The 25,948-nt window shown below is 70.2% G+C and carries 27 protein-coding genes and 3 pseudogenes; 13 read left to right on the top strand and 17 right to left on the bottom strand.

Translation table 11 applies throughout. From position 1 onward, the window contains the following. The first annotated feature begins 112 nt into the window (after positions 1 to 112). From AC6CH6_RS10475 to AC6CH6_RS10465, 3 genes are all read left to right on the top strand, one after another. Positions 113 to 1,870 (top strand): BCCT family transporter, encoded by a 1,758-nt coding sequence (locus tag AC6CH6_RS10475; RefSeq protein ID WP_498255090.1) that lies wholly within the window; start codon positions 113 to 115, stop codon positions 1,868 to 1,870. Between the two features lie 121 nt (positions 1,871 to 1,991). After that, on the top strand, positions 1,992 to 2,261 hold the full coding sequence (locus AC6CH6_RS10470) for a hypothetical protein (RefSeq protein WP_498255089.1): 270 nt from the start codon (positions 1,992 to 1,994) through the stop codon (positions 2,259 to 2,261). A gap of 232 nt (positions 2,262 to 2,493) precedes the next feature. Next, positions 2,494 to 3,663, top strand: a complete 1,170-nt coding sequence (locus AC6CH6_RS10465) for a hypothetical protein (protein WP_498255088.1) — start codon at positions 2,494 to 2,496, stop codon at positions 3,661 to 3,663. A 104-nt stretch (positions 3,664 to 3,767) separates the two neighbouring features. Here the strand turns inward: AC6CH6_RS10465 and AC6CH6_RS10460 are convergent, their stop codons facing one another. From AC6CH6_RS10460 to AC6CH6_RS10450, 3 genes are read right to left on the bottom strand one after another with little or no spacing between them, the layout of a single operon-like run. Then, positions 3,768 to 4,766: a LacI family DNA-binding transcriptional regulator gene (locus tag AC6CH6_RS10460; RefSeq protein ID WP_498255087.1), complete on the bottom strand. Its 999-nt coding sequence runs from the start codon at positions 4,764 to 4,766 to the stop codon at positions 3,768 to 3,770. A gap of 56 nt (positions 4,767 to 4,822) precedes the next feature. Then, entirely contained in the window at positions 4,823 to 5,611 is a 789-nt protein-coding gene (locus AC6CH6_RS10455; protein ID WP_498255086.1) for a TIM barrel protein, read from the bottom strand. Continuing rightward, positions 5,608 to 6,636, bottom strand: coding sequence for a Gfo/Idh/MocA family oxidoreductase (locus AC6CH6_RS10450; RefSeq protein WP_498255085.1), 1,029 nt, complete (start codon positions 6,634 to 6,636; stop codon positions 5,608 to 5,610). Before AC6CH6_RS10450 ends, AC6CH6_RS10455 begins: the two co-directional genes overlap by 4 nt. Before the next feature lie 186 nt (positions 6,637 to 6,822). Between AC6CH6_RS10450 and AC6CH6_RS10445 the strand changes: the two genes are divergently transcribed. The 5 genes from AC6CH6_RS10445 (at position 6,823) to AC6CH6_RS10425 (ending at position 11,694) form a co-directional block, all read left to right on the top strand. Continuing rightward, the gene (locus AC6CH6_RS10445; protein ID WP_498255084.1) at positions 6,823 to 7,122 is read left to right on the top strand and encodes a GntR family transcriptional regulator; all 300 of its coding nucleotides are present in this window, start codon (positions 6,823 to 6,825) and stop codon (positions 7,120 to 7,122) included. A 224-nt stretch (positions 7,123 to 7,346) separates the two neighbouring features. Then, entirely contained in the window at positions 7,347 to 8,843 is a 1,497-nt protein-coding gene (locus AC6CH6_RS10440) for a sugar porter family MFS transporter (protein WP_498255083.1), read from the top strand. Positions 8,844 to 9,219: 376 nt separating this feature from the next. Continuing rightward, entirely contained in the window at positions 9,220 to 10,332 is a 1,113-nt protein-coding gene (locus AC6CH6_RS10435; protein WP_498255082.1) for a glycosyltransferase family 2 protein, read from the top strand. Further along, positions 10,329 to 11,243, top strand: a complete 915-nt coding sequence (locus AC6CH6_RS10430; protein ID WP_498255081.1) for an FRG domain-containing protein — start codon at positions 10,329 to 10,331, stop codon at positions 11,241 to 11,243. The genes AC6CH6_RS10435 and AC6CH6_RS10430 overlap by 4 nt, the downstream gene beginning before the upstream one ends. A 52-nt stretch (positions 11,244 to 11,295) precedes the next feature. Next, positions 11,296 to 11,694 (top strand): cupin domain-containing protein, encoded by a 399-nt coding sequence (locus AC6CH6_RS10425; protein ID WP_498255080.1) that lies wholly within the window; start codon positions 11,296 to 11,298, stop codon positions 11,692 to 11,694. Between the two features lie 123 nt (positions 11,695 to 11,817). On the opposite strand, the gene AC6CH6_RS10420 is transcribed toward AC6CH6_RS10425, so the two are convergent. From AC6CH6_RS10420 to AC6CH6_RS10410, 3 genes are all read right to left on the bottom strand, one after another. Next, positions 11,818 to 12,267, bottom strand: a complete 450-nt coding sequence (locus tag AC6CH6_RS10420; RefSeq protein WP_498255194.1) for a DUF4383 domain-containing protein — start codon at positions 12,265 to 12,267, stop codon at positions 11,818 to 11,820. Between the two features lie 857 nt (positions 12,268 to 13,124). After that, a complete protein-coding gene (locus AC6CH6_RS10415) occupies positions 13,125 to 13,310 on the bottom strand; it encodes a DUF2254 family protein (protein ID WP_498255193.1) in 186 nt (61 codons plus the stop codon). Further along, positions 13,298 to 13,492: a DUF2254 family protein gene (locus AC6CH6_RS10410; protein ID WP_498255192.1), complete on the bottom strand. Its 195-nt coding sequence runs from the start codon at positions 13,490 to 13,492 to the stop codon at positions 13,298 to 13,300. The genes AC6CH6_RS10415 and AC6CH6_RS10410 overlap by 13 nt, the downstream gene beginning before the upstream one ends. Here AC6CH6_RS10410 and AC6CH6_RS10405 point away from each other — a divergent pair. Together AC6CH6_RS10405 and AC6CH6_RS10400 are read left to right on the top strand one after the other, a co-directional pair. Further along, positions 13,482 to 13,667: a hypothetical protein gene (locus tag AC6CH6_RS10405; protein ID WP_498255195.1), complete on the top strand. Its 186-nt coding sequence runs from the start codon at positions 13,482 to 13,484 to the stop codon at positions 13,665 to 13,667. The two genes, AC6CH6_RS10410 and AC6CH6_RS10405, sit on opposite strands and share 11 nt — an antisense overlap. Positions 13,668 to 13,798: 131 nt before the next feature. After that, complete coding sequence (locus AC6CH6_RS10400) at positions 13,799 to 14,515, top strand: hemerythrin domain-containing protein (RefSeq protein WP_498255079.1); 717 nt, start codon at positions 13,799 to 13,801, stop codon at positions 14,513 to 14,515. 318 nt (positions 14,516 to 14,833) lie between these two features. Here the strand turns inward: AC6CH6_RS10400 and AC6CH6_RS10395 are convergent. The 5 genes and pseudogenes from AC6CH6_RS10395 to AC6CH6_RS10375 form a co-directional block, all read right to left on the bottom strand. Continuing rightward, a pseudogene (locus AC6CH6_RS10395) lies at positions 14,834 to 15,468 on the bottom strand (acetamidase/formamidase family protein); the annotation flags it as partial. A 141-nt stretch (positions 15,469 to 15,609) separates the two neighbouring features. Further along, complete coding sequence (locus AC6CH6_RS10390) at positions 15,610 to 16,578, bottom strand: NAD(P)/FAD-dependent oxidoreductase (RefSeq protein ID WP_498255078.1); 969 nt, start codon at positions 16,576 to 16,578, stop codon at positions 15,610 to 15,612. Further along, positions 16,575 to 16,823: a hypothetical protein gene (locus AC6CH6_RS10385; protein WP_498255077.1), complete on the bottom strand. Its 249-nt coding sequence runs from the start codon at positions 16,821 to 16,823 to the stop codon at positions 16,575 to 16,577. Before AC6CH6_RS10385 ends, AC6CH6_RS10390 begins: the two co-directional genes overlap by 4 nt. Before the next feature lie 274 nt (positions 16,824 to 17,097). Next, positions 17,098 to 17,853, bottom strand: coding sequence for a GAF and ANTAR domain-containing protein (locus tag AC6CH6_RS10380; protein WP_498255076.1), 756 nt, complete (start codon positions 17,851 to 17,853; stop codon positions 17,098 to 17,100). Next, the gene (locus AC6CH6_RS10375) at positions 17,840 to 18,184 is read right to left on the bottom strand and encodes a hypothetical protein (RefSeq protein ID WP_498255075.1); all 345 of its coding nucleotides are present in this window, start codon (positions 18,182 to 18,184) and stop codon (positions 17,840 to 17,842) included. Before AC6CH6_RS10375 ends, AC6CH6_RS10380 begins: the two co-directional genes overlap by 14 nt. Positions 18,185 to 18,567: 383 nt before the next feature. On the opposite strand from AC6CH6_RS10375, the pseudogene AC6CH6_RS10370 reads away from it, so the two are divergent. The 3 genes and pseudogenes from AC6CH6_RS10370 to AC6CH6_RS10360 all read left to right on the top strand — a co-directional run bounded on the left by AC6CH6_RS10370 (position 18,568) and on the right by AC6CH6_RS10360 (position 21,283). After that, positions 18,568 to 19,373, top strand: a pseudogene (locus tag AC6CH6_RS10370) (IS5 family transposase). 135 nt (positions 19,374 to 19,508) lie between these two features. Next, on the top strand, positions 19,509 to 20,657 hold the full coding sequence (locus AC6CH6_RS10365) for a zinc-dependent alcohol dehydrogenase (protein WP_498255074.1): 1,149 nt from the start codon (positions 19,509 to 19,511) through the stop codon (positions 20,655 to 20,657). A 26-nt stretch (positions 20,658 to 20,683) separates the two neighbouring features. Further along, positions 20,684 to 21,283 carry a hypothetical protein gene (locus AC6CH6_RS10360; RefSeq protein ID WP_498255073.1) on the top strand — a complete coding sequence of 200 codons (600 nt, stop codon included), beginning with the start codon at positions 20,684 to 20,686 and terminating at the stop codon, positions 21,281 to 21,283. 44 nt (positions 21,284 to 21,327) lie between these two features. Here AC6CH6_RS10360 and AC6CH6_RS10355 read toward each other — a convergent pair. From AC6CH6_RS10355 to AC6CH6_RS10330, 6 genes and pseudogenes are all read right to left on the bottom strand, one after another. Beyond that, positions 21,328 to 21,479: pseudogene (locus AC6CH6_RS10355) on the bottom strand (CBS domain-containing protein); the annotation flags it as partial. Positions 21,480 to 21,617: 138 nt separating this feature from the next. After that, complete coding sequence (locus tag AC6CH6_RS10350; RefSeq protein WP_498255072.1) at positions 21,618 to 22,091, bottom strand: DUF4383 domain-containing protein; 474 nt, start codon at positions 22,089 to 22,091, stop codon at positions 21,618 to 21,620. A 52-nt stretch (positions 22,092 to 22,143) separates the two neighbouring features. After that, positions 22,144 to 23,025 (bottom strand): manganese catalase, encoded by an 882-nt coding sequence (locus tag AC6CH6_RS10345; protein WP_368811399.1) that lies wholly within the window; start codon positions 23,023 to 23,025, stop codon positions 22,144 to 22,146. 130 nt (positions 23,026 to 23,155) lie between these two features. Beyond that, positions 23,156 to 23,521 (bottom strand): hypothetical protein, encoded by a 366-nt coding sequence (locus AC6CH6_RS10340; protein WP_498255071.1) that lies wholly within the window; start codon positions 23,519 to 23,521, stop codon positions 23,156 to 23,158. 189 nt (positions 23,522 to 23,710) lie between these two features. Beyond that, positions 23,711 to 24,445, bottom strand: a complete 735-nt coding sequence (locus tag AC6CH6_RS10335; RefSeq protein ID WP_498255070.1) for a GAF and ANTAR domain-containing protein — start codon at positions 24,443 to 24,445, stop codon at positions 23,711 to 23,713. Between the two features lie 375 nt (positions 24,446 to 24,820). Continuing rightward, positions 24,821 to 25,765: a GAF domain-containing protein gene (locus tag AC6CH6_RS10330; protein WP_498255191.1), complete on the bottom strand. Its 945-nt coding sequence runs from the start codon at positions 25,763 to 25,765 to the stop codon at positions 24,821 to 24,823. Between the last annotated feature and the right edge of the window lie 183 nt (positions 25,766 to 25,948).

The raw sequence follows: 25,948 nt of genomic DNA, 5'->3' as shown, positions 1-25,948 counted from the left end.
GTAGGGTCGTAGCAACCAGAACGCACCACCGACGCACACTACCGACGCACACAACCGAGACACGGCGGCCGTCCGCTCGTCCGAGGCCGAGGGCAGCCGGGGAAGCACGGCGATGCTGAACAGACTGCACGACTCCCTGCGACTGCGGACCAGTCCCACCATCTTCTTCGGCTCCGCGCTGGTGATCGCCGCGTTCGTGGTCCTGACGCTGGTGTTCACGGAATTCATGGACGCTGTCTTCGCGGACGGCTCCACCTGGGTGATCGAACAGCTCGGCTGGTTCTACATCCTGGGTGTGACCGTCTTCCTGCTGTTCCTGATCTACCTCATGGTCAGCCGCTTCGGTCAGGTCCGGCTCGGGGCCGACGACGAACGGCCCCAGCACACCAACCTGTCCTGGTTCTCGATGCTCTTCGCCGCGGGCATCGGCACGATCCTGATGTTCTGGGCCGTCGCCGAACCGGTGAACCACTTCGCGAACCCGCCCCGGCAGGGCGTCGAGCCGGCCTCCATGGAGGCCGCCACCGAGGCGATGGGCTTCACGCTCTACCACTTCGGGCTGCACACCTGGACGATCTTCACCCTCCCGGCACTGGCCTTCGGCTACTTCATGTACAAGCGCAACCTCCCGCCGCGGGTGAGCTCCATGTTCCAGCCGCTGCTGGGGGAGCGCATCCACGGGCCGGTCGGGCGGCTCATCGACATCCTGGCCATCGTCGGCACCCTGTTCGGCGTGGCCGTCTCGATCGGGCTCGGCACCATGCAGATCAACAGCGGCCTGGCGCGGCTCTTCGGCATCTCCGAGTCGGCGCTGTCGCAGATCCTCATCATCGCCGCCGTCAGCCTGGTCGCCTCGGTCTCCGTGGCCCTCGGCCTCGACCGGGGCATCAAGCGGCTGTCCAACACCAACATCCTCATCGCGATCGGCCTGCTGGTCTTCATCCTCGTCTCCGGGCCCACCGTGCTGATGCTCAAGGGCATGGTCGAGTCCGCCGGCACGTACCTGTCGATGCTCCCGGCGCTCGCCTTCTGGAACGACTCGCTCGCGGACACCGGGTGGCAGAGCGGCTGGACCGTCTTCTACTGGGCGTGGACCATCACGTGGTCCCCGTTCGTGGGCATCTTCATCGCCCGCATCTCCCGCGGCCGCACCATCCGCCAGTTCGTCTCCGGGGTGCTCGCGTTCCCCACGCTGTTCTCCGTCATCTGGTTCGGGATCTTCGGCATGGGCGTGTTCGACATCGAGCTCAACGGCGGGGGCGGGCTCGTGGAGGCGGTCGTCGACGAGGGCGACATCCCCGGCGCGATGTTCGTCTTCCTCGAGAACTTCCCGTTCTCCACCGTCACCTCCGCCGTGGGCGTGCTCATCGTGGTGCTGTTCTTCATCACCTCGATCGACTCGGCCGCCCTGGTCATGGACACCATGGGCAGCGGCCACGAGGAGGAGTCCCCGGTGCACCAGCGCGTGTTCTGGGTCGTCGCCATCGGCCTCATCGCCGCGATCCTGCTGACCGCCACCGGCGCCACCGGGCTCGCCGCGCTGCAGAACGTGGCGATCCTCATCGGCCTGCCGTTCTTCGTGCTCGGGTACGTGATGATCTACTCGCTGCTCCGGGCCCTGCGCGAGGACGCCGGGGAGGTGGGTGTCCTGCCCACCCGCCAGTGGCGCCGGGTGCTGCCGCCCGAGGAGTTCCATCGCCGCACCTCCACCGGCGCCGAGGTGGACGAGGAGATCGTCGTGGCCCCGGACTACGTGCACGGCTCGGAGCCGGCCAACGCCCCGGCCATCGAGCACCCGGAGCAGCCCGACTACGTGCGGGAGTACCGTACGAGCACCGGCTCCCTCAAGCAGATCCGCGACGTCGAGTAGCCGCGCGGACCATAGGGACCGTACGGGCCCACCGGCGTCACACCCGCCGGTGGGCCCGGTCCGTGCCGGCACCCGGGCGCTAGACTGGTGATCACCATCACAGTCGGCAACGGGGGACGTCATGGCGCGGAACAGGCAGAACATCAACCGGGACGGCGAGCAGCAGCACCGCATCCTCGACCGGCTCAACACCATCGCGATGCGCGTCTACGGTCCGGGGGACCGGCTGGCCCAGGCGCAGGAGGGCGAGAAGATGAGCGAGGCCGCGGAGACGTGGTACCAGGAGGTCCAGGAGCACTTCTACGTGGAGAAGGACGAGCACGGCAACGAGTACCTCTACCACCGGGACGACTCCGGTGAGGGCACGAACACCGGCAGCGCGCGCAACTAGAACTCTCGCGAAGGGCGGGGAGCCTCCGGAGGCTCCCCGCCCTTCTGCGTGCGGTCTCCGGACGGACGGGCGGAGGCGACGGGGTGGCGCCGTGTCGGGTCAGCGCCCTGAGCCCTGGTCCTCGATAGGCTCCGAGAGCGCCGGAACACCCCTGGCCGGGACGCACCCACCCCTGCACCGAGAGCGAGCACCTGTCGTGACACCGGACCCCCAGCCCGTCTCCCGGACCGCCGTGACCGACAGTCCGGTCGTCCACGTCCAGCAGGAGCAGCCGGCGGACCTGTTCTGGCGCGGCGCCGCGGTGGTCGGCCTGTTCTTCGTCGCGGTCGTCGTCGCGCTCTTCATCGGCCTCCCTGTCTGGCTGATGATCGCGTTCTGGAACCCCTGGTTGCTGTTCACCCTGATCTTCGCCGCGGCCGGGGTGCTGCTCCTGGTGAAGACGGTGGTGGCGGTGCGGAGGATGGCCTGGCACGCGCGCCACCGCTCGAGCTACGTCCTGCGCGAGGCCGGCATCGAGACGACCGAGTGGAACACCTTCGGCGCCGACGCACCGGTCCGCCGGATTATCCCGTGGGAGGCCGTGGCCTCCGTCGTGGCCTCCTACCGGATCCTGCGCCGCATCATCCTCACCGAGAACGGCGGCGGAACGCTGACCGAGACGGCCCCCGTCCTGCACATCCTGTTCGACCAGGACGGGAGCCGCCGGATCACGAGCGTCCCCTTCTCCTCGCACAAGGACCCCGCGGTCGACGTCTGGATCGCGGCGCTGCGGAAGCACGGCGTGGAACTGGGCTACACCGCCCGGCCGCTCTCGTGGAAGGGCGAGGCCTACCTCGGGCCCGAGGCCCAGCTCGAGTACCTCGCGACCACCGAAGAGGTCATCCCCTTCCCCGCGACCGGCGGGTGGCTGGACAACACGATCCGGTTGGAGAACCGCTGGCATCAGAACGCCGCGCGGGTCCAGGAGCAGGCGGAGCGACGGGACCCCGCGCTGCGGGAGGCGCGTCAGAGGCCCACCGGCCGGCACTGGATCCTCGGCACCTGGTTCGCCGGCATGTACGCCCTGGGTGCCGGCTTGCTGCTGCCCCACCTCGTGCAGGACGGGTGGTTGCCCGCCGCCGTGTGGCCGCTGGAGATCCTCGTGGTCCTGCCGGCGGCTGCGCTCTTCTTCCTGCCGCTGCGCCGTGGCCTGCGCTGGTTCCACGGGCTGGTGTGCTGGCTTCTGCTGGTGGTCATCTCCTTCTCCGTCCTGGTGGGCAGCGTGGAAATGGGGCCGGCTGCCGAGCGGACCGCGATGATCGGCTTCGGACTGACCGTCCTCTCCGCGGCCCTGCTGTGGGCCCCGTACCTGCTCGTGAAGCGCAGCGTGCCCCGGCACGAGCTCGCCGGGGGCTCCGTGTAGTCCGTTCATCGAGGGGCAGGCAGGGTTCCTGATCGGTGCGAAAAGACCTCGTCCCGCGAGGTGCCGCTTGTCCGGTCCTGGGCCGGCGTGGCCAGGGAGCCGCCTCAGGGGGCACCGGGGACGGGGGCGGTGCTGGTGCGGGTGACCAGCTGGGCGGGGAGCACCACGTGCTCGCCCGTCACGGCGGTGTCCTCAGCCGTCGCGTCCAAGCGGCGCAGCGCCAGGTCCACGGCGGTGTGCGCGAGCAGGCAGGGGTCCTGGGCCAGGGTGGTGAGGTCGAGGTAGGGCAGGGACGCCTGCTCGGAGTCGTCGAAGCCGACCACCGACAGGTCCTCGGGCACGCACCGGCCCAAGACGCGGGCCTGGCTGATCACCCCGACGGCGCAGCGGTCGTTGAAGGCGATGACGGCGGTCGGCGCGGGGTCCTGGGCCAGGAGCCCGGTGAGCGCGGCAGCGCCCTCGGCCTCCGAGGCGCCGCCGCGCACGATCAGCATGTCGTCGCCCAGGCCCGCGGCGGCCATGGTGTCCTGGTAGCCGGCCCGGCGCCGCGCCCCGCCGGCCTCGCGGTCGGCGTCGATGTAGGCGATCCGCCGGTGCCCCAGGTCGAGGAGGTGCTCCACGGCCAGCACCGCGCCGCGGTGGTCGTCGGTGGCCACGCTGTCGAAGGCCGCCGCGTCGAAAGCCCGGGTGACGGAGACGACCGGCAGGGTCGCACTGATCTGCTCGAGGCGGGTCTGTGGCAGGGCGCTGCCCAGCAGGACCAGGGCCTCGCACCGGTCGCGCAGCAGGGCCTCCACCGCGGCGTCCTCCGCCCGGTGCGGTGTGACGGCCGATAGCACGACGTCGTAGCCCCGCTGCTGGGCGGCGGTGTGGATACCGTCGAGGATCTCTCCGTGGAAGGGCTGCACCGGCTCGAAGGCCACCCCCAGCAGCCGGGAGCGGCCCTGGCGCAGCAGCCGGGCTCGTTCGTCGCGGCGGTAGCCCAGTTCGGCGGCCACGGCCAGCACGTGGGCCCGGGTCTCCGCGCTGGCGCCGGGGGCGTCGCGGAAGACGATCGAGACCAGGGGCTGGGAGACCCCGGCCGCCCGGGCGACGTCGCGCATGGTGACGCGGCGCCCGGACGGGCGGCCGGGGGCTTCCCGCCCCGGGGCGTCCGGGCTCACGGGCAGGGAACGGTGAAGGCGTCCCGGAATCGTCTCAGCGCCAGCTCGGGGTCGGCGGCGGCAAAGGCCTCCATCGCGATCACTCCTTCGTATCCGGTCTCGGCCAGGGCGGTGGCGATGCGGGGGTAGTGGATCTCCCCGGTGCCCGGCTCGCACCGCCCGGGGACGTCGGCCACCTGGATCTCTCCCACGTACGGGAGGGCTCTCCGGCACAGTTCTACCAGGTTCCCCTCCCCGATCTGGGCGTGGTAGAGGTCCAGGTTCAGCCGCAGGTGCGGGCTGTCCACCGCCGCGACCAGCGCCAGGGTGTCCTCGGCCGCCCCGAAGGGCACCCCCGGGTGGTCGACGTCGCGGTTGAGGTTCTCCAGGGTGAAGACCCGCCCGTGGCGCTCGCCCAGGACGGCCAGCCGCTCCAGCGTGCGGGCCGCTGCCAGCCAGTCCGCCCCGGTGACCACCTCGTGCGGCACCACGGGGAGCCCCTGGGGGTCCAGGCCGGTGCCGTGGACGTTGAGCCGGGGGCAGTCGAGGACCTCGGCGGCGGCCAGCGAGTCCTCGGCGGTGCGCAGCAGTTCCGCCGCCCCGTCCGGGTCCACGAGGGCCCCGCGCACGTAGCCGGTCATCGACCCGAACCGGGCCCCGGTGGCGGCCAGGGCGGGCAGGTCCTTGGTGGTCCAGTCCCAGATCTCCACCTCGAACCCGGCCTCGTGCAGCCGGCGCACCCGCTGCTCGAACGGCAGGTCGACGAAGAGCATCTCCGCACTCGCTGCCAGGACGAAGCCGCTCATCGGGTGGCTCCCACCGGGTCCAGGCTCACCGGGGCGCCGGTACGGCAGGACTCGACGCACCCCAGGGCGATCCGCAGCGCATCCCGGGCCGCCTCCACCCCCGGACCCGGCGAGAGGTGGCCGAGGGCGGTGTCGGTGAAGGCCTGCAGCTCCGCGGTGTAGGCGCCGCGCATCGACTGGGTGTCGGCGCGGACGGTCTCCGCGGCGAGACCCTCCGGGCCGTAGTAGCGCATGCTTGAGGCCGCCAGGTCCCCGGCGGTGACCATGCCGGCGGAGCCGAAGGCCTCCGCCCGGGTGTCGTAGCCGTAGGCGGCCGAGAAGCTGGCCTCGGCGGTGGCGATCGCCCCGTTGTCGTAGCGGATGGTGACCACCGCGGTGTCCAGCAGCCCGGAGTCTTTGTACTCCGGGGCCACGAGGGCGTCGGCCACCACATACACCTGTACCGCCCGGGCCCCAGGGTTGAGGAAGTTCAGGGTGTCGAAGTCGTGGATCAGCGTCTCGAGGAAGATCGTCCACGGGGCCACCGCGCCGGGGTTCGCCAGTCCCGGGTCGCGGGTGGTCGAGCGCAGCAGCTGCGGGGTGCCGATCCGCCCGGCCTCGATGGCGGCGCGGGCCTGCGGGAATCCATCGGCGAAGCGGCGGTTGAACCCGATCCGGAACAGCACTCCGTGGCTCTCGACGGCCTGGTGGACCCGGTCGATCTCCTCCAGGGTCATCCCGGCCGGCTTCTCGCAGAAGATCGCCTTGCCGGCCGCGGCGACCTGCTCCACCAGCTCGGCGTGGAACCGGGCCGGGGCGGTGATCACCACCGCCTCCACCTCCGGGTCGGCCAGCAGCTCCGTGATGTCCGTGTAGGCCGCAGCCACGTGCAACGCCTCCGCCAGGCGCGCCGCCGCGCCCTCGACGGGATCGGCGATCGCGACCAGCCGGGCGTTGGGCACGGTGCGGGTGATCAGCTCGGCATGGCTGGAACCGATCCGGCCGGCGCCGATCAGGCCGATGTTCAAGGTACGGGGGTCCGACACGGGATTCTCCTTCAGGTCAGGGATGGAGCGCGGAAGGGGATGCCCGGGAACGGTGTCGTGAACATGTCCTGACAAACCCTTGGCAGAAACACTAGTACGTATTAGTGTGATCGCCAACACCTCTGCCGAACGAGTTTGCGGCAGTGCGGTGAAGGGCCGAGGCCCGGCCAGAAGAGGAGACCTTTCATGACCGCAACACTGTCCCTGCCGATCGACAGGAACTCCCCGGTGCCCCTCTACCACCAACTCGCCCTCCTCCTGGAAGGGGCTGTCCACAGCGGGGTTCTGGCGCCGGGCACCAAGCTGGACAACGAGCTCGAGCTCGCGTCCCGACTGCGCATTGCCCGGGTCACCGTGCGCAGCGCTCTGCAGCATCTGGTCGAGGCCGGCCTGGTGGTACGCACCCCCGGATCCGGCACGCACGTCACCCCGCCCCACCGGTGGGCGCGCCCTCCGGCGCACTCCACGTCGCAGCAGTCGCTGTAGACGTTTCGCGACCGTCGCACCGGATGTCGGGTGCGGCAACCGACCGGAGGAGCCACGAGCCCGTCCGGGCGGCGAAGCGTATTCCGCCTGCACGCCCGCCGGCCCCGAACGGCGTCCTGCCTTCTCGGCCAATCCCCGATCCACCCGCACGAACAACCCACCATCCGACCGGTGCCGCACACGGTTCGACCGTGCTTCACGAGGTCATCACCCAAGGAGTTCCCATGTCTCACAACACCGCAGACGGCAACCGAGTCGCCCTTCCACCGTTGACCCAGGGGCCGCATCGGAAGCGGCTCGGACTGATCTCGGTCGTGGCCTGCCTGGGCGGGCTGCTGTTCGGCTACGACACCGGCGTGACGAACGGCGCCGAGGGGCCGATGGCCCAGGACCTGGGGCTGAGTCTGATCCAGCTGGGCGTGGTGATCAGCTCGCTCATCTTCGCCGCCGCCGTCGGCGCCCTGGTCTGGGGCCGGGTCTCGGATGCCTGGGGGAGGCGCCGGACGATCATCCTGCTGGCCGTGCTGTTCTTCCTCGGCACCGCGCTGGTGGTCTTCACCCCGACGCCTCCGGAGGAGGGAACGTTCTCCCTGACCGGGTTCACGGTCCTGGTCTGTGGCCGGATCATGATCGGCCTCGCCGTCGGTGGAGCCTCGACGGTGGTGCCGGTGTACCTGGCCGAGCTCGCTCCCTATGAGATCCGCGGATCGATCACGGGACGCAACGAGCTGGCGATCGTCACCGGACAGCTGGCCGCCTTCGTCATGAACGCCATCATCGCCGTCACGCTCGGCGACGTCGTGGACGGGGTGTGGCGGATCATGTTCGCCGTCTCCGCGCTGCCGGCGATCGGATTGTTCATCGGGATGCTGCGCATGCCCGAGTCCCCGCGCTGGCTCACCGAGAAGGGCCGGTACGACGAGGCTCTGGCGGTGCTGGAGACGGTCCGCCCGGCCGACCGGGCCAAGGCCGAGCTGCAGGAGATCGAGCGCATCGCCGCCCTGGAGGTCAAGACGCACCAGGTCGGGCTGAAAGCGGTCCTGACGAACAAGTGGCTGCTACGGATCATCCTGATCGGCATCGGGGTGTCCATGACCCAGCAGCTGACCGGCATCAACTCCGTCATGTACTACGGCACCCGCATCCTGGAGGAGTCCGGGATGACAGCGCAGCAGGCCGTGCTGGCCAACATCGCCTTCGGTGCCGTGGCCGTGATCGGCGGACTCATCGCCCTGTACAACATGGACCGGCTCGACCGGCGCAAGACCTTCATCATCGGCCTGAGCCTCACCACGACCTGCCACCTGCTGATCGGGATCGCCGGCAATCTGCTCCCCGAAGGCAACCCGGCCCGCCCGATCGTGATCCTCATTCTCGTGGTCGCCTTCGTGCTCTCGATGCAGACGTTCCTGAACATCGCCGTCTGGGTGTGGCTGGCAGAGATCTTCCCGCTGCACATGCGCGGACTGGGCATCGGCATCTCGGTCTTCTTCGGCTGGACCATGAACGGTTTCCTGGCTCTGTACTTCCCGACCCTGGTGGGCACGGTCGGCATCTCGGGCACGTTCTTCCTCTTCGCCGGCATCGGCGTGGTCGCCCTGATCTTCGTCATCACCCAGGTCCCCGAGACCCGGAACCGCTCCCTCGAAGACCTCGAGGAAGACGTCTCCACCGGGGCCATCTACCAGGTCGCCAAGCCCGCCGACGCCCACCAGTCCTGATTCCCGCAGCGTGACCCCTCGCAAGCCGGGGGCAGGTGTCCGAGACAGGACAGGTCGCCGTTCTGCTGCCCGTGCAGGAACACCAGCGGGGTCCTGGTGCCGGTGCGGTGCATGCCGGCGATCTCCAGGCGGGGTCCGCACCGTCGATGATCGGTCCGGCGGTCCCGCGCTGGGGGCGGCCGTTCCGCCGTCGGTGCTCGACCGGGCCCGCGACCTCGTGGACGGGGCGCTGTCGTGCGGCATCTTCGCGAGGTGCCATGGGGATCGGGAGCCATTTTCCGCATGACGCCTGGTCTGCCGGAGATGCTCGTGGTTAGGGTGAGGTGTGGTCGAGCAGCCGGCCCGCAGTGCGCTGCTGTCGATGGAGGAAGCTCCTGTGGACCACACCCTGCTCGTGCCGGCCCAGGCCGCCCGCCGCGATGATGCCTCTGCTGAGGCGACTCCGGGCCGCCTCCGCAGGAGCACTCCTGTTTCCGGCCTCTTGGCCGATGCCCGGTACGTCCTGCCGCTGAAGTGGTCCGACGACACCGGTCTGGACGATCTCGCCCGCTACCTGGCCGAGGTCGTGACGTGGATGCCCGTCACCGTCGTCGACGGCTCCGCCGAGAAGCTCTTCGCAGTCCACCGCGAGGCGCTGCCGGAGACGGTCGAGCACGTGCGCCCCGATCGGTGGCAGGGAGCCAACGGCAAGGTAGCGGGGGTGATGACCGGTGTCCGCCGGGCGGTCGAGGAACGGATCGTGGTGGCCGACGACGACGTGCGCCACACCCGGTGCACCCTGGAGAGGATCGTGGGGCTGCTGCGGGAGGCCGAGGTGGTCCGCCCGCAGAACTACTACCTGCAGCTGCCCTGGCAGGCCCGCTGGGACACCGGGCGGACCCTGCTCAACCGGGCCCTGGGCGGGGACTGGCCCGGCACCCTGGGAGTGCGCCGGTCGGCCCTGCTGGACGCGGGGGGCTACGACGGCGACGTCCTGTTCGAGAACCTCGAGCTCGTGCGCACCGTGCGGGCGGCCGGTGGGAGAGAGGTCGTGGCCCTGGACGTGCTGGTGGGCCGGGTGCCGCCCACCGTGTCCCACTTCCTCGGCCAGCGCGTCCGTCAGGCCTACGACGACTTCGCCCAGCCTGCCCGTCTGCTCGTCGAGCTGTCGCTGCTGCCCCTGCTGAGCTGGGCGGTGCGGCGCCCGGGCCGGTGGGCGGCCGGAGCCCTGGCCGTGTGCGGGGTGGCCGAGTTCGGCCGACGCCGGGGCGGGGGGGCTGCGGTCTACCCGGGGAGCACGGTGCTGTGGGTTCCGCTGTGGGTGCTGGAGCGGTCGGTGTGCGTGTGGGCGGCCGTGGCCGTCCGGGCGCGCGGCGGGGTCTCCTACGCGGGCTCCCGGCTGCGCACCGCCGGGCACTCCCGCACTACCCTGCACCGGCGCCTGAGCCGCCCGAGCGAGGACGCGCTGCCGGTCGACGCCGGCACCGGACGGGTCAGGGGGCGGCGGTGAGCGTGGGGACGGGGGCGGCGGGTGCGGGTCCGGTCATCGAGATCGCCGAGGACGACCTGTACGGGCTGATCGCGACCCTCACCCACAACGACTGGCAGCCCTCGGGCGGGAGCCTGCGGATCAACGTGGTCTACCGCGGCCACGCAGTGGCCGACCGGGACCTGAACACCAGTCTCTTCCGGCTCCGGGGCGCCTCGAGTGAGCAGATCGAGCCCCACATCCTGCGGAACTTCCGCAAGTACGCCGCCCGGGACACCTCCCCGGGGGACTCGGACTGGAACTGGCTGTCCGTCGCCCAGCACCACGGGCTGCCCACAAGACTGCTGGACTGGTCGAACTCTCCCTATGTGGCGCTGCACTTCGCCACCGCGGACCCGCGCTGCTACGAGGTGCCCGGAGCGGTGTGGTGCGTGGACTACGCGGCAGTCCACGAACTCCTCCCCGACGAGTTGGGCCGCGAGATCACCGCCCACGCCGCGGGTCTGTTCACCACCGGCATGCTGGAACGGGTCGCGTACGCCATGGCCGACTTCGACCGGTTCCGGGACGCACACGGGCGGGCGGTGCCGCTGTTCTTCGAGCCTCCGTCGCTGGACGAGCGGATCGTGAACCAGGCCGCGGTGTTCTCCGCCATGTCCGCGGCCACGGGTTCCCTGCACGAGTGGCTGGGCGAGCACCCCGAGCTCTACCGGAAGGTCGTCATCCCGGCGGGTCTGAAGTGGCGGATCCGCGACCACCTCGACCAGGCGAACATGACCGAGCGTGTCCTCTTCCCCGGCCTCGACGGACTGTCCCGCTGGCTGACCCGCTACTACGGGCCGCGCCCGGAGCAGGGCGCCCGGGCAGAGCCGGCCTCACCGGCGATGGGCGACGAGCCGGAGCCGCTCCCGGGCTCTGCCTCGGCCGGCTGAGGGTGGACTTCTCGAGTGGTGGTGAGGGCGGACCAGGGTGTGTACTGCCTCCATGGCTACCGACCCCACCACCGCGAACCACCCGCTGGTGCTCCAGGACGACGACCGCCCGGTCGACGGCTGGCACGACGAGCGAGGGCACCTCATGTGGTGCATCCTGTTCTCCGCCGGCGCGACGCCCACCGACACCCTGGTCAGCGGGGTGGCCGAGCTTCCCGAGGGCGGGTTCCTCGCCCTGCACCGTCACGACCAGGCCGAGACCTACGACGTCCTCTCCGGGGAGGGCGTGGTCACCCTCGACGGCGTCGAGCACCCGATCCGTCCCGGGTCCAACGTCTTCATCCCGGGCGGCCGCGAGCACGGCGCCCGGAATGCCGGTCCTGGGGTGCTGCGCGTGTTCTACGTCCTCGCCGCCGACGACTTCACCGAGGTCGAGTACCACTTTTCCTGACCACACCCCTGTGACGACGGGGAACGGAGCCCGGCCACCGGGCCTTGTGGGGAACGGCCCCCGCCGTCGGCGGAGGGCCGCTCCCCACGGAGCACGGACACGTCCGATGCTCAGCGGCTGACCTCAGGTGCGGGTCCTGCGGTCCAGGAAGGACAGTCCGACCATGGTCAGGCCCAGGAGCAGGTGCAGCCAGTCGTCGGCGGTGTTCAGCGGTACGAAGTTGGCCCCTGAGTCCTTGTCGATGAGCAGGCCGTAGAGCCACAGCAGCAGGTACACGGCCCCACCCCAGCGCAGGTAGTTCCGCGCCCCCGAGACGGTCCGGGCCAGGGCGATGCCGGCGGCCCCGTAGAGCAAGTGGACGAGGTTGTGCAGGATCGAGACCTGGAACAGGCCCATGAGCATGGCCTCGGACTCGTGGCCGGCGACCATGAGCTGGTCGTAGTTCGTGGTGAGGCCCGGGATGAATCCGGCCGCGCCCACGAGCAGGAAGACGACCCCGTAGAGCAGGGCCGCCGTGCGGACGGGTGAGCGGCGGGTCGTGCGGTCGCCGGGGCGGGCGGCTCGAGTGGTCATGGTCTTGCCACTGGTTAGCTTTGAACGGGCAACGAGCAGGAGTCGCGCGGGTCCGTTGTGGCGGTGGATCACGGTGGCGGGAGTCGTTGCGACGGCCGGTCGTGTCCAGGCGGTGGATCCGGTGCGGTGAACCCGGCAGCCCGGGGACAGGAAGGGCCTGTCGGGCGGTGGTGGTTCGGCCAGGGCGAAACGTACCGGGTGGGCGGAGCAGGTCGTGTCCTCGTGCTCGACCTCCCAGCACAGCAGGTCCAGGGCGGCGTCCTCGAGGTGATCGACCGCGGTGAGATCGACGAGGACCTCGGTGTCCGGGGTGAGAGCCCGCAGGCGGTGGATCAACGGGTACAGAATCTGTTGATTCGTTTCCGTCAGCCACCCGGCGGTGATCAGGTGCACGCGTCGTCGGTCCGGGTCGACCCGGACGAGAACGGACAGTTGGCGATCCACGGCAGGACTCCCTGGCCACGAAAGGGGAGGCGCGGCCGGCTGCTGGACCCGTGCTCTCAGGCTAGGCGCGCTTCCTCGGGCCCACCAGGGTCTTCTCCGTCTGATTCCTTGTGATTCCTCGACGCGCGGCGGGACACCTGGTGCCGGTGACTGCGCCGCCGTGCGGCGGCGTCCGGCGCACAGGGCAGGCTGAGGACGGGCTGCTGGGTGAGGCCGGTCTGGAGACAGCGGGCCCGCCGGAGTCGGTGCTGTTCTCCCCGGGGGTGGACACCGTGTTCGGCAGACCCTGGAGCGTGCCAGCACCCTGAGCCACTCTGCCTCAGGCCGCTCTTCCTCACTGATCCCAGAGGAAATCTGGCCTCAGACGTTCCCGTGACGGACCTGCCCCGTCCCGGCACTCGAACACCAGCGGATCAGACGGAGCGGGTCTCCCCGGCCCGGTCGCGGAAAGCGTCGTCGAGGTGCTGGCGGGGACCGAGGTTGCGGTGCTGCAGCTGGGCGACGAGGTCGGTGCAGCAACCGATCGCGTGCGCGGCGGTGATCGGGTTGTTGATCCCCGGGGAGATCGCTTTCACCGCGATGTCGGTTAGCCGGCGCAGCCCCAGGGCCGCATTCCACGCAACCCGGTCAACGAGATAACGAAGGTGGAGAACAGAGTGGCCGGCACCCCCTGGGTCTTGGTGTCCCGGGCGAACTCCCTCAGCAATCTCGGGGAGAACTGTTGGGAAGCCGGCTGAAGGGCCACCACGGTCAGGGAGAAGGTCAAGGTCGTGGCAGTCATGATCGAGGTCGCCACCACCTGCAGCATCGTGACCACCAGCGACGCAGCCGCGGCCACGGCCGGCCAGAATCACAAGCTCGCTCTCAACGCCTCACCCCTGCCACCTCTGCTGGCGCACACTGCACGCTTCTCAACTCACTCGTTCCACGGACAGCCGCTGGCGACCCGGCGGTGATTTCTGACTCAGCAGGCTTACTATGACACGGAAAAGACCGGCCGGGGAGGGCGTGCTGCCCCGGCGTCGTTCGCGGGCACCGCACTGTGCGTTCACCGGACTCCGGGCCGGTGGCTTTTCGAGAGGACATCATGATGCGATCCATTGCCGAACAGAAGGTCGACGAGCTCGGCGGGCGGTTGAGCGTACTGACCCGGCAGAGACGGGACCACGTGAAGCTGGAGAACCTGCTGGAGGACCTCGAGGACACCACCGGGGCGGCCCAAGGGCAGGTGCTGCTGCGGATCTACCGGCTGGTCTTCCCGCACGCCTTCGCCGAGGAGGCCGTGCTGTGGCCGGTGATGCGCCGGGTCCTGCCGGACGGGCACGAGCTGACCCTGGAAGTGGAGCGCGAGCACCAGGAGGTCAACGAGCTCGTCACCGCCCTGGAGACCTTGGTGGAGGCCGATCCGGCGCGGAAGCCGGTGCTGGCCCGGTTGATCGACGTGCTGCGGGAAGACGTGCGCGACGAGGAAGACGTGCTGCTCCCGCGGTTGCAGGAGAAACTGGGCCGGACCCGGCTGCGCGGACTGGGCCTGGCGTGGGAGGTGGTCCGGCGGACCGCGCCCACCAGGGCTCATCCGGTGGTGGCCCGCAGGCCACCGGGCAACGCCGTGGCGGCCGTGCCGCTGTCGGTGCTCGACCGGGTCCGGGACCTGGTGGACGCCGCGGTCCTGCGCGGCCCCGGGCGCGGGGCGCCGGTCTTGCGCTCGGTCAGCACCCACCTCGGTAACCTCGCCCACCGGATCGAGCACCTGCCGGTGGTGCGCCGAGGAGAGGACCCCTCCACGAAGTCCCACAGCGCCTGATCTCCCGTCGACCCGCAGCCGAGGAACGAGACCACCGAACCGACGCGGAGGAGGAGATCCGAGTTCCCTTCGGTGCGCCTGGTCGTTTCTCCGCGGGGATGGTTCTGGCTCTCGTGCGGCTCGTGGCGGGGATCCTTGCCGGGCGGCAGAGCTTCGGATTCGTCGACTCCGGCGGGTGGTCCGGCGCGGCAGCTTGCCGAAGGCGGCGCCGAGGGGGCGGGCCGTGCGGCCGGCCAGTCGGCGAACGGTGGGCAGCAGGGCGCGTCTGTTCTTGGGCACGGCTCGCGGCACTTCGTCCGCTGGCAGGACTGACGCGTCGGCGCGGGGAACACCGAGGGTGGATACGACCTGGCGGGGCCCGGCCGGGGTCGATGTGATCCCGAAGTCGAAGATCGCGGTCGGGAGACAGACGGTCGCGCTCGCGTTGAGGATGGCGACGAGGCTGGAGAGATGTCCCTCGACGGGTGCGGCCCTCAACAGCAGGTAGGCCACCACGGGGGAGTAGCCGAAGGTGCTGAGGCAGTCGATGGCGTGCAGGCACGCCCGCTGGTAGGCCAGGTAGGGGTCCAGGTATGTCTGGTGATCGTCGACGGTGACCGAGATGCCGGAGAAGGAGATCCGTTCCTCGGATCGGGGGCTTCGTTCCCGGGCAGGAGGATCGCGTTCTCCCGCACCCGGTAGGTGGCCATGCGTCCGGGGAGGCGGTCGAGGGGCAGCTCCAGGCAACCGCCCATCTCGATCGCTCCGCAGAAGGTGATGGCCCCGTCGCCCTGACAGAAGTGCAGGTCCCCGGCCGAGAGGTTCGCTCCGTCGACGAACACCGGGTAGAACACCCGGCTGCTCCGGGCGAGGTCCTTGATGTCCTGGTTGCCGCCGTTCTCCCGCGGTGGGGCGGTCTGGGCGGCCTCCAGCGCCACGCGGGGGAGGTCCGCCTGAGGGACGCTTCCCAGGACTGGGAACTCATGCAGCCAACCGGACACGACAAGTCGGAACCGAGGCAGTGAAGTGACCCCCATCGTCCCGGACTCCTTGCGTCGGGACTGACTGCGGCCGGCCTCAGCGCTGTGGGTCGCTCCACTGGTGACTGCCGGTGATCATTCTGTGGTGAACCGGTGGGTGGGTGGTGCCGGATCGGGCGCCTGGTCGGTGGTGCCGTGACCACGCAGGGAGGTGGCGCAGGCGACTCCGGCCGCTACGCCCTGGGCCATGGCAATGGGCACGAGCTGCAGGCCCGGGGTGATGTCCCCGGCCGCATAGACCCCTTCAACACTGCTGTGCTGGCACACGTTGACGACGACGTGGCCCTCGTCGTCGAGTTCGCACCCCAGACAGGCGGCGAGGCTGTTGGTGGGGTGGTGGGCGTAGGAGAAGAACACCGTGGTGCCCTCCACCAGGCTCCCGTCGGCCAGCCGGAGGCCCTCCAACGCCCCCGGCGCCCCGAGCAGGGCTTCGGCCACGCCGTCCACGACCTCGATCCCGTGCTCGTGCAGAGACGCGCGCTGGTCCTCGGTGAAGGCGCGGTCGGTGGTGTCGGTGACGACCCGCACGGTGTCGGTCCAATCCAACATCTCCGAGGCATAGGCGGGCATGTGGCTACCCGTGCCCAGCGCGATCACCGCCTGGCCCCGGGCGTCGAATCCGTCGCAGGCCGGGCAGTGGTAGACATCCGTGCCGTAGTGGTCCTCGAAGCCGGCAATGCGCGGGAACTGGTCCCGCACCCCGGTGGCCAGTACGACTCGCTGGGCAGTGATCTCCTTGCTGTCGACGGTGGCCAGGAACTGGCCGTCCTCGGTGCGCTCCAGGGCGGCCACCGTTCCGTCGTGGAGGATTACGTGGGGGTACTGGTCCAGTCCGGCGCGGGCCTGGGCCAGCAACGTGTGCGGGCTGATGGGGTCCCGGCCCAGCAGGCCGTGGGTGTGGTCGGTGAAGCGGCTGCGGTGCTGCCCGGCATCGATCACCAGGGTGGAGCGCTGGTACCGGCCCAGCCAGGTCGCCGCAGACAGGCCGGCGACACCACCACCGACGACCAGGGCATCCACAGCGGACGGCAGATCATGGCTCATCGCTTCTCCTCAGTACGCAGCCGGGCGCCGGTCGGGCGCTGGTCTTCTTCTGGCCGGTTGCGGCCGTGCCGCGCGGCCAGGAAGTCTTGACGGATGTCGAGTTCGCCGGCCAGTTCCCGGGCCCGGTCCAGGGTCACCGGGTGCGGGCCGGCCGGATCGGTGCTCGAGGTCTCCAGGCCCTGCGGTACCGGGGCCGGCAAAGGACGGGCTGATCCGTCCGCGCGAGCCGTCGTGAGCAGATTCATGCGCCCGGCCCCACCGAGGTGGTGATGTTGTGCGGGCCGATGCCGGCCGGCACCAACGATTCACTGTTCATGGGAGCAGCTCCTTGCCACAAGGATGTTCGTGGCCGGCTGCTGGACCTCCCCCTCAGACTGGAGAGGTAGAACCGCCTCTGACCAGGGCTTTGCACGGTTTGCACCCGCTGGGGCCGGGAGCGGGACGGCAACCCTGCCCTTGGGGGGCTGTCGGCGTCTCGACAGGCACCGATCTCACCGACGGCGCTTGTCCTGCCGGGGGTCATGGGGTCGCCCCCGGGACCGCCGGGGGACGGCCCGGGGTGGCGGTGGGCATGGGAGGGAGACGCTGGATCTCGGCGTCGGTGACTTCGGCGGCGATCTCGGCCACGGGCCGGTGGGAGTCCTGGGCGGTGGCGCGCAACATCTCCAGGGCCTTCGGACGGGGAATCCCGTAGCGGGCCATCAGCACGCCCACCGCGGTGCCGATCTCTCGGGCCGGGGCGAGGGCGCGATCCAGGTGCTGGGCTCGCCGGCGGTGCAGCTGGGCCGACACGGCCAAGGCCCCGTGGGCGGCCAGCAGGCCCCCGGTGGTCAGGGCGTCGTCGCCGAAGGCCTTCGGGGCGTCGGAGTAGAGGTGCAGGGCCGCGACCGTCTCCGGCTCCCCGACCAGGTGCAGCCGGAAGCTCATCAGGCTCGCCAGTCCCAGCCGCTGGTGCAACCGGGCGCCCAGCACCGGCCAGCGGCACTGCTCCGCCAGGTCCCCGCAGCGGTAGACGTCCTCCCCGGGTCCTGCACCGAGCTCGCGCTGGAGAGCGTCGGCGTTCTGGGCCACCGGGGCCGTGGCGGCCAGGGTGCGGAAGTGCCCGTGGTGGGTCACGCTGGCCCCCCGGGCGCCGCGGACGTGGTGGGCGCCGACCCGGGCCACCGCCACCGGCACCGACCCGTGGGTGCCGGTGCGCATCCGCCGACCCAGCCCGAGCAGCACCTCGGCGATCTCGGCCAGCCCGGCAGAGCTGATGACCTCAGGGGGCGGCATGAGCGGACACCACCTGGTGGTACCTCGGCGACGTCAGTTCACCGAGGGCACCCGAGACAGGATCGGGGAACAGGAACTCGACCGGGCGCAGCATCTCCGCGCCCGCGTCGTGGTCGGTGGCCGCGCGCAACAGCTCCACCCCGGCGGGCTCCACGTGATGGGCTCCGGTGCAGTCCACGGTGACGTGGATGCCGGGGGTCAGCGTCCGCGCCCGGCGGATCAGCGGGTGCAGGGCCCGCTGGCTGGCTGCCGTCAGGCACCCGGTGGCGAGAACCCGGACGGCTTGACCGTCCAGATCGACCTGGACGGTCACGGAGAGCTTGTGGGTCACAACAGTAGCTTTCGGCGCGAAGGGGGTCGCGGCCTGTTGCTGGACCGGAGCTCCAGAATAGCCGATCCGCGCACAGATCACCAGCAGGCTTACTATGCGACGGGTCGTCCTTCCGCTGTTCCTCCGGGACGCGAGCCGTGGCAGCCCGAGACGAACCCCGCACCGATCGTGCGCGCCGCTCTCGCGTCCTCCCGCGGGTCACGGTGCTGTCCCGGGGTGGACGCCGGGCCTCGGCGGGCACGACTGCGGGGATGGGCACGCTCTTGGAGGGCACCACTGATCCGGCCGGGCGGCTAAGACCTGGTCTCAGAACCTGATCTGTCGTTGCCACCCGCCGGGGAGCGGTTCACAGTGCCTGCAGGACGACGAGGACGCAGTCGTGAATGGTCGATGACCGTCTGTGGGAGCTGATCGCCCCGCTGATCCTTCCCCAGCCACCGCCCCGAGGCCCCGGTGGCAGACCCAGGATCGAGGACAGGGCGGCCCTGGAGGGGATCCTGTTCGTGCTCCACACCGGGTGCCGGTGGCGGGACCTGCCCCCGGCTCTGGGTGCGGATCCGGGCACACCGCCTGGCGGCTGCACCACGGGCAGGAAGCCGGGGTGTGGGAGAAGCTGCACCGCGCCGTGCTCGAGGAGCTCTCCGAGCAGGAGCTCCTCGACTGGTCGCGGACCAGCATCGACGCGGTCTCGGTGCGGGCCAAAAAGGGGGGGCGAGCTGACCGGCCCCAACCCCACCGACCGCGGGGAACCGAGGGCGAAGTACCACCTGCTCACCGACCGGAACGACCTGCCGTTGCACGTGCTGGTCTCAGCAGCCAACGTCCACGACAGCAAACTCTTCGAGCCGCTGCTGGAGACCAACCCGGCGGTGCGCGGTCGCCGCGGTCGTCCAGGGCGACCTCGCCGCCGGCCGGAGAAGTTGCAGGCGGTCAAGGGCTACGACTACCCGAGGCGCCGCCGCTACCTGCGCCGGCGGGGCATCAAGGTCGGCTCGCCCGGCGCGGGATCGAGGCCAAGACCCACCTGGGCCGGCACCGCTGGGTCGTGGAGCGCACCATCTCCTGGGTGTTGCGCTTCAAGCGTCTCGGGCTGCGCTACGACCGCACCGCAGCCATGCTGCTGCCGTTGCTCCTGCTCGCCGTGACCCTCATCAGCCTCCGCCGACTGCACCAGGCGACCGTGTTATGAGACCAGGTCTTACTGGATCGAAGAGGGGCGCCGTCCTGCCGGAATTCAGGGGTTGACCCCGACGGGGCGCGGTGGGACGCTGTCGTGCATCGGAAGTCCACTGATGAACCAGGTCGACGAGCCGAGGTGGCGCGGATGCGAGCGATGGTCTATCGGGGGCCGTACAGGATCCGGGTGGAGGAGAAGGACATCCCGCGGATCGAGCACCCCAACGACGCGATTGTGCGGGTTACGCTCGCGGCGATCTGCGGGTCGGACCTGCACCTGTACCACGGGATGATGCCGGACACCCGGGTCGGGATGACCTTCGGCCACGAGTTCGTCGGGGTGGTCCACGAGGTCGGCCCCTCCGTGGAGCACCTGAAGCCGGGGGACCGGGTCATGGTGCCGTTCAACGTGTACTGCGGGTCCTGCTGGTTCTGCGCCCGGGGCCTGTACTCCAACTGCCACAACGTCAACCCCAACGCCACGGCGGTAGGTGGGATCTACGGCTACTCGCACACCTGCGGGGGCTACGACGGAGGTCAGGCCGAGTACGTGCGGGTGCCCTTCGCCGACGTCGGGCCCTCGATCATCCCCCAATGGATGGACGAGGAGGACGCGGTGCTGCTCACCGACGCCGTGGCCACCGGCTACTTCGGTGCCCAGCTCGGGGACATCGTCGAAGGCGACACCGTCGTCGTGCTGGGGGCGGGCCCGGTCGGGCTGTACGCCGCGAAGTCGGCGTGGCTGATGGGTGCAGGACGGGTGATCGTGGTCGACCACCTGGAGTATCGGCTCGAGAAGGCCCGTCGGTTCGCCCACGCCGAGACGTTCAACTTCGCCGAGCACGACGACCTCGTGGTGGAGCTGAAAAGAACCACCGACTACCTGGGTGCGGACGTCGTCATCGAGGCGGTCGGCGCCGAGGCGGACGGCAACTTCACCCAGCACGTGAGCGCGGCCAAGCTCAAGCTGCAGGGCGGGTCGCCGATCGCGCTGAACTGGGCCATCGACTCCGTGCGCAAGGGCGGGACGATCTCGGTGATGGGGGCCTACGGGCCGATGTTCAGTGCCGTGAAGTTCGGCGACGCCCTCAACAAGGGCCTGACCCTGCGGATGAACCAGTGCCCGGTGAAGCGCCAGTGGCCGCGGCTGTTCGAGCACATCCGCAACGGCTACCTCACCCCCAGAGACATCGTCACCCACCGGATCCCCCTGGAGCACATCGCCGAGGGTTACCACATGTTCTCGTCCAAGCTCGACGGCTGCATCAAGACACTTGTCGTCCCCGGCACCGGGTGAGACGGCCAAGGAGGGGAACCGAGACCATGGCGAGCACACCTGAGCACACCCCGTACATCGCTGGTGAGGCCCGGCGCACCGTCTCGCGCGAGGCGCTGCGGGCGCGCATCCCCGGTTGGGGCGCGGACCTGGACCCGGCCGACCGCCCCTCGGTGCCGAAGTTGCGTTACGATCCGGCGGGCACAGGAGCGCATTGGGAGTACCCGGAGGCGCAGCCCGAGAACCGGCCGCGCGAACGGTCGATCGAGCACGCACACCTGACCCCCGTCTTCGGCACCGCGTGCCCGTCGAAGGGCCTGCCCGGTGCACTGCGCCGGCACGCCTACCAGCGCTACAGCGAGGCACGGGCGGCGCACTGGCTCGTCCTCCTCGCCGCCGACCGCGTCGACGCCTGGCAGAGCCACTGCACCTCATGGGTCACCTTGAGCCCGGACAACCCGGTCACCGACGCCGGAGTGCTGGCCGAGCCCGTCCGGCACGGCTTGTCTTCACGGATCGGGACCCACCGCGCTGATCTCTCCCACCAATGGCTGGACCCGATCATCGTGGGAGGCCCCTGGGTGTTGAGCGCTGGAGCGGCCGTTGCAGTGATCAGGACGCTGATCCACCGCGGGCGAGGGAGCTGATGGAACCGGGACGGTCGTCCGCCGATCGGCACCAGCAGCATGGGTATGGTCACCGGCTTGCCCTCAGCCAGCGCCCGGCGGTCACGGTGCGGGGGTCTCCGCCGGTGGCCAGGCACTTGAGGACGATGTCGCGGTCGGTCACCACGCCATTGAGCCGGTTGTCCTCCCCGCAGATGGGCAGGGCACCGACGTCGAGTGCATCTTCTCCTGACAACGTGCCTGGGCCCAGGGGTGTGGGGCTCGGTTGCCGGACCGGTGAGAAGCGGCTCCCCGCCCGTGGTGGGAAGCCGCTTCTCGTTAGTTCATGGGCGCGAATGGTGTCCGTCAGTGGGGCTCAGGTGCGGGTCCTGTCGGCGGTCCGGTCGTGGGTGTTGCGGTCCAGGAAGGACAGTCCGACCATGGTCAGGCCCAGGAGCAGGTGCAGCCAGTCGTCGGCGGAGTTCAGCGGCACGAAATTGGCGGTGGACTCCTTGTCGATGAGCAGGCCGTAGAGCCACAGCAGCAGGTACACGGCCCCACCCCAGCGCAGGTAGTTCCGCGCCCCCGAGACGGTCCGGGCCAGGGCGATGCCGGCGATGCCGTAGAGCAGGTGGACGAGGTTGTGCAGGATCGAGACCTGGAACAGGCCCATGAGCATGGCCTCGGACTCGTGGCCGGCGACCATGAGCTGGTCGTAGTTCGTGGTGAGGCCCGGGATGAATCCGGCCGCGCCCACGAGCAGGAAGACGACCCCGTAGAGCAGGGCCGCCGTGCGGACGGGTGAGCGGCGGGTCGTGCGGTCGCCGGGGCGGGCGGCGGGGGTGGTCATGATCGCTCCTCTCCTCGAGGTGGTTCAGGGCCGTGCGGTGGGCGGCCGGCGGCTATTCCTTCTTGAGCTTGTCCTGGATGGTGCCGGCGGCCTTCTCCATGATGTTGGGCTGTTCGGTGGTGCCGTAGAACCGGGCGTCGGGGTGGGTGGGAGGCGGCATCGGCACCCCCGCCATGGGCTGGTCCTGGTAGCCGAACTGCCCGTTGCCGTCCGGCGTCGGCCCGGAGGCCCACGAGCCCTCCGCGGCGGCGGCACCGTCGGAGAAGTTGTAGTAGTCGTAGGAGAACTCGGTGGCCTCCTTGGCCTGCGGGAAGTTCGAGGGCACCGGCATCTGCTCCAGCCCGTCGGCCTGCAGCTCCTTGACCGCGGCCATCCACTGGTTCTGGTGCATGGTGTCCCGCGCCAGCAGGAACGAGAGCATGTCCCGGATGCCCTTGTCGTCGGTCATGTGGTAGAGCCTGGCCACCTGGGTGCGGCCCTGCATCTCGGCGTTGACGTTGGCGGTCATGTCCGCCAGCAGGTTCCCCGAGGCGGTGACGTAGGACCCGGACCAGGGGTTGCCCATCGAGTCCACCGGCCGCGCGCCGGCCCCGGCCACGATCGCGTGCTGCAGGTCGGTGCCGCCGATCACCGCCGCGACCGCCGGGTCGGACTGAACGGCGTCCTCGGTGATGCCCAGCGGGGCCTTCTCCAGCAACTGGGCGACCATCGTGGCCAGCATCTCGATGTGGCCGAACTCCTCGGCGGCGGTGCCGAAGAGCAGGTCCCGGTACTTGCCCGGGATGTGGGCGTTCCAGGCCTGGAAGCTGTACTGCATGGCCACGGTGATCTCCCCGTACTGGCCGCCGATCACCTCCTGGAGCTTGCGCGCGTAGACCGCGTCCGGGGCCTCCGGGGTGGACTTGTACTGGAGCTTCTGCTGGTGCAAGAACATGCTGACCTCCGTCATCGACTGCTGTGGCCGGTAGCGGCGCGGCACTCCGCACCCGTGATCTCCGGCTCTGTTCTCCACGCTAGTGATCCGGCCCCCGAAAGGGAAGCCTGCTTATTGAATGAACGGGGCATCAGATGAGCTGAGGCCGGGCGCTCCGGGCCGTCCCGCCCTGGGGTCTGCGGGCGGTGCAGGGCGGGAGCGGGGTAGGCCCGTGGGCCGGCATACCGTTGGGGATCAGCAGTTCGACCGGGCTGACCCCGTCCAAGGTCTCGTCGTGGTCGATCGCCCAGCGCAACAGGTCCACCGCGTTCGGCTCCACGTGGCCGGCGGTGGCGAGATCAACACTGACGGTCACCGGGGGCATCAGCGCCCGGGCACGGCGCACCAGCGGATACAGGACATGCTGGTTGGCCTCGGTCAAACACCCGGTGACGATCAGGCGCACGTAGGCGCCGTCCAGGTCGATCTGGACGAGCACGGAGAGCTTGTGGTCCATGAGAGCATCCTTCGTCGCATGCAATCTGTCTCATGGCCATCTTCTTGACCACTTCCCACGGTACTCGCGTCGTTGCAGGTGGGCCAGGGTTCCGTTGAATGTGTACCGTCAACTCAGGCGTTCCGCGTGCTGCAGAGAGTACCCCGTCCGCTCCCGCGGGTCGGGGTGCCGGCGCCACGAGAGCCCACGTCAGGCCTCGAAGTGGGTGGTGGCGGGGCCCTTGCCGACCGTCCCGACGAGCCCGGCGGCCAGATCGCGCAGCTTGACGTTGCGGTTGCTGGAGGCCGCCCGCAGGATCTCGAACGCTTTTTCCTGGCTGCAGCGGTTCTGGGCCATGACGATTCCCACGGCCAGGTCGATGGTGGTCCGGGACTCCATCGCGGTCCGCAGATCGGCCTCGGCGTCGCGGTGCCGGGCCAGGCGCACGGCCAGCCGCAGGATGGTGGAGGCCTCGGCCACCTGGCGCTCCACGACCTGACGGACCGCTTGATCGAAGGCATCGGGGACATCGGCGTAGACGTTCAGTCCCGCCGAAGCCTCCCCGCCGAGATCGAAGGGTACCCCCAGGACCGAGGAGACCCCGTTGGCGGCCGCGGTCTGCCCGTAGGCCGACCACCGGCCATCGCTGCGGGTGTCCCGGAGGTGGACCACCCGGTGCTCCCGGGCTGCGGTCAGGCAGGGGCCGTCACCGTAGTGGTACTGGATCTCGTCCAGGGCCTCGGCCCGGGGGCTGGAGGAGGCCACGGTGACGGAGCGCCTGGGGCGCAGCAGCGTCACCGCGCACCACACCTCCTCGTCGTCGGTGGACAGGGCCTGGGCGAGAGTGGTGGTGAAGGCGTCGAGGAAACCGCTGATGTCCTCGGAGACCAGCAGCAGCTCCTGGAGTCCCACCTCGGGTCTGTCGCTCGTTCCGTGCTGGGTCATGGTCGTCTCCTTCGTCTGCATGTGATGAGTACCGGGGGGCTCCGGGTGCAGGCCTTGGCGGTGGACGCGGTGGAGATCCGGGTGCCGTCCGCGTCGAGCGGGGAGAGCCCGGCTCCGGTCGTGCCCGGGACCATCTGCTGGGCTGCCTGGGCCACCGCGGCGCTGGTGTCGACCTTGACCCGGGAGCATGCCGCCCAGCTGGGCGACGACGGTGCTCGGCCCACTGGGTGCAGGTTCTGGAGACACGTGGTGCGCCGTTCGGCCGGCGCGGTCGGGCCGGCACGATGGCCGCTGCCGAGTCCGTCAGCGAAGAAGCGCCTCGTCCCACCGACTCCCTCTCGAGGATCAGACTACTGCCCTGCCGCAGGGGCAGGATCAGCCACTGGCCGGCAACGTCCCCCTGTCCTGTCCACCGGTCGCGGTCGAACAGATCAGACCGGCCAATGCCTCGGAGGTGTAGGGGGCTCGCGGTGGCGCGGCCTGAGCCAGGATCTCATTGGCCGCATGGGCCAACAGGTCCCGTTGGAGCTGGGGCAGCAGCAGGGCATGGTGTACGTAGGCGTCGATCTCGAACTCCTTGACGTTCCCACCGAGGCTGAAGTGGTGCAGCCACAGATCCTGCCGGTTGATGAAGGCTGCGGTCATCGTGGCCTGTAGCCCGCCGGCCTGCTCGTGACCCGTCGCGGCGTCGACCACGGCGGTGGCGATCTCGGCCAGGTCGCGCCCCTGGATGCCCGCTGCCTCCAGCAGTGCCGCCCGGGCCGTCTCGGGGCTCAGCCGGTCGCGATCCATCAGCACACCGGCGGCGAATCCGATGAGCTGGTCAGGGTCCGGGGCGTCCATGCCCGTGGCGCTCCGGTGCACCGGGGTGTCGGGATCCTGGGCCGTCCTCAGCACGGTGGCCGCCGCATCGGCCAGCAGGCCCAGCAGTCGCCCCTCGGCGTCCCCGAAGGCGTCCGGGGTGGTGGCGTAGACCGTCAGCGCCCCCGGGCGACGGTCGAGACAGGGCAGCGGGACGCTGAGCACCGAGCGGATCCCGGTCGTGGCCGCGCCCGCTTGCCACGGCCCCCATCGGGGGTCGGCTGCGGTGTCGTCGATGCGCTGGACCCGCCCGGTGATCCACGCGCTCCGGGACGGGCCCATCCCGAGCCGGTGCTGCAGGGCGTCGGCGGCCTCCACGGCCGTGCCGGTGGAGGCGATGGTGCTGCCGGTGCCGTCCTCGTCCAGCAGTGAGACCCCGGCCCCGACTGCGGTGGGAATCATCTGCTGGGCGGCGCGGACCAGGTGGTGCACCGCGGTGGTGGCGTCCTGGGTGGACAGTGTCCTGCGGGTCAGGGGGGGGTGGACGCGGTGGGCAGCTCACCGGAAGTGTCATCGGAGGACATGGGGCGCCGTTCGGCAGGGATGGTCAGGCTGGCACAACGGCCGCTGCCGACTCCGTCAGCAAAGAGAGTGCCATATCCTCACGACTCCTCTTGTGATCAGCTTACTGCCGTTTCGGCT

Source organism: Kocuria sp. GQ42 (genome assembly GCF_059758435.1).
Note: the sequence above shows the minus strand (reverse complement) of the source record. Positions and strands in the feature narration are given on the sequence as shown.

Bases quoted from the DNA above. Each gene is read 5' to 3' on its own strand.
- AC6CH6_RS10475 (WP_498255090.1), top strand. From the start codon at position 113: ATGCTGAACAGACTGCACGACTCCCTGCGACTGCGGACCAGTCCCACC.
- AC6CH6_RS10470 (WP_498255089.1), top strand. From the start codon at position 1,992: ATGGCGCGGAACAGGCAGAACATCAACCGGGACGGCGAGCAGCAGCAC.
- AC6CH6_RS10460 (WP_498255087.1), bottom strand. From the start codon at position 4,766: ATGCGCGACGTCGCCCGGGCGGCCGGGGTCTCCCAGCCCCTGGTCTCG.
- AC6CH6_RS10455 (WP_498255086.1), bottom strand. From the start codon at position 5,611: ATGAGCGGCTTCGTCCTGGCAGCGAGTGCGGAGATGCTCTTCGTCGAC.
- AC6CH6_RS10445 (WP_498255084.1), top strand. From the start codon at position 6,823: ATGACCGCAACACTGTCCCTGCCGATCGACAGGAACTCCCCGGTGCCC.
- AC6CH6_RS10440 (WP_498255083.1), top strand. From the start codon at position 7,347: ATGTCTCACAACACCGCAGACGGCAACCGAGTCGCCCTTCCACCGTTG.
- AC6CH6_RS10425 (WP_498255080.1), top strand. From the start codon at position 11,296: ATGGCTACCGACCCCACCACCGCGAACCACCCGCTGGTGCTCCAGGAC.
- AC6CH6_RS10420 (WP_498255194.1), bottom strand. From the start codon at position 12,267: ATGACCACTCGAGCCGCCCGCCCCGGCGACCGCACGACCCGCCGCTCA.
- AC6CH6_RS10410 (WP_498255192.1), bottom strand. From the start codon at position 13,492: ATGACTGCCACGACCTTGACCTTCTCCCTGACCGTGGTGGCCCTTCAG.
- AC6CH6_RS10400 (WP_498255079.1), top strand. From the start codon at position 13,799: ATGATGCGATCCATTGCCGAACAGAAGGTCGACGAGCTCGGCGGGCGG.
- AC6CH6_RS10390 (WP_498255078.1), bottom strand. From the start codon at position 16,578: ATGAGCCATGATCTGCCGTCCGCTGTGGATGCCCTGGTCGTCGGTGGT.
- AC6CH6_RS10385 (WP_498255077.1), bottom strand. From the start codon at position 16,823: ATGAATCTGCTCACGACGGCTCGCGCGGACGGATCAGCCCGTCCTTTG.
- AC6CH6_RS10380 (WP_498255076.1), bottom strand. From the start codon at position 17,853: ATGCCGCCCCCTGAGGTCATCAGCTCTGCCGGGCTGGCCGAGATCGCC.
- AC6CH6_RS10365 (WP_498255074.1), top strand. From the start codon at position 19,509: ATGCGAGCGATGGTCTATCGGGGGCCGTACAGGATCCGGGTGGAGGAG.
- AC6CH6_RS10360 (WP_498255073.1), top strand. From the start codon at position 20,684: ATGGCGAGCACACCTGAGCACACCCCGTACATCGCTGGTGAGGCCCGG.
- AC6CH6_RS10350 (WP_498255072.1), bottom strand. From the start codon at position 22,091: ATGACCACCCCCGCCGCCCGCCCCGGCGACCGCACGACCCGCCGCTCA.
- AC6CH6_RS10345 (WP_368811399.1), bottom strand. From the start codon at position 23,025: ATGTTCTTGCACCAGCAGAAGCTCCAGTACAAGTCCACCCCGGAGGCC.
- AC6CH6_RS10340 (WP_498255071.1), bottom strand. From the start codon at position 23,521: ATGGACCACAAGCTCTCCGTGCTCGTCCAGATCGACCTGGACGGCGCC.
- AC6CH6_RS10335 (WP_498255070.1), bottom strand. From the start codon at position 24,445: ATGACCCAGCACGGAACGAGCGACAGACCCGAGGTGGGACTCCAGGAG.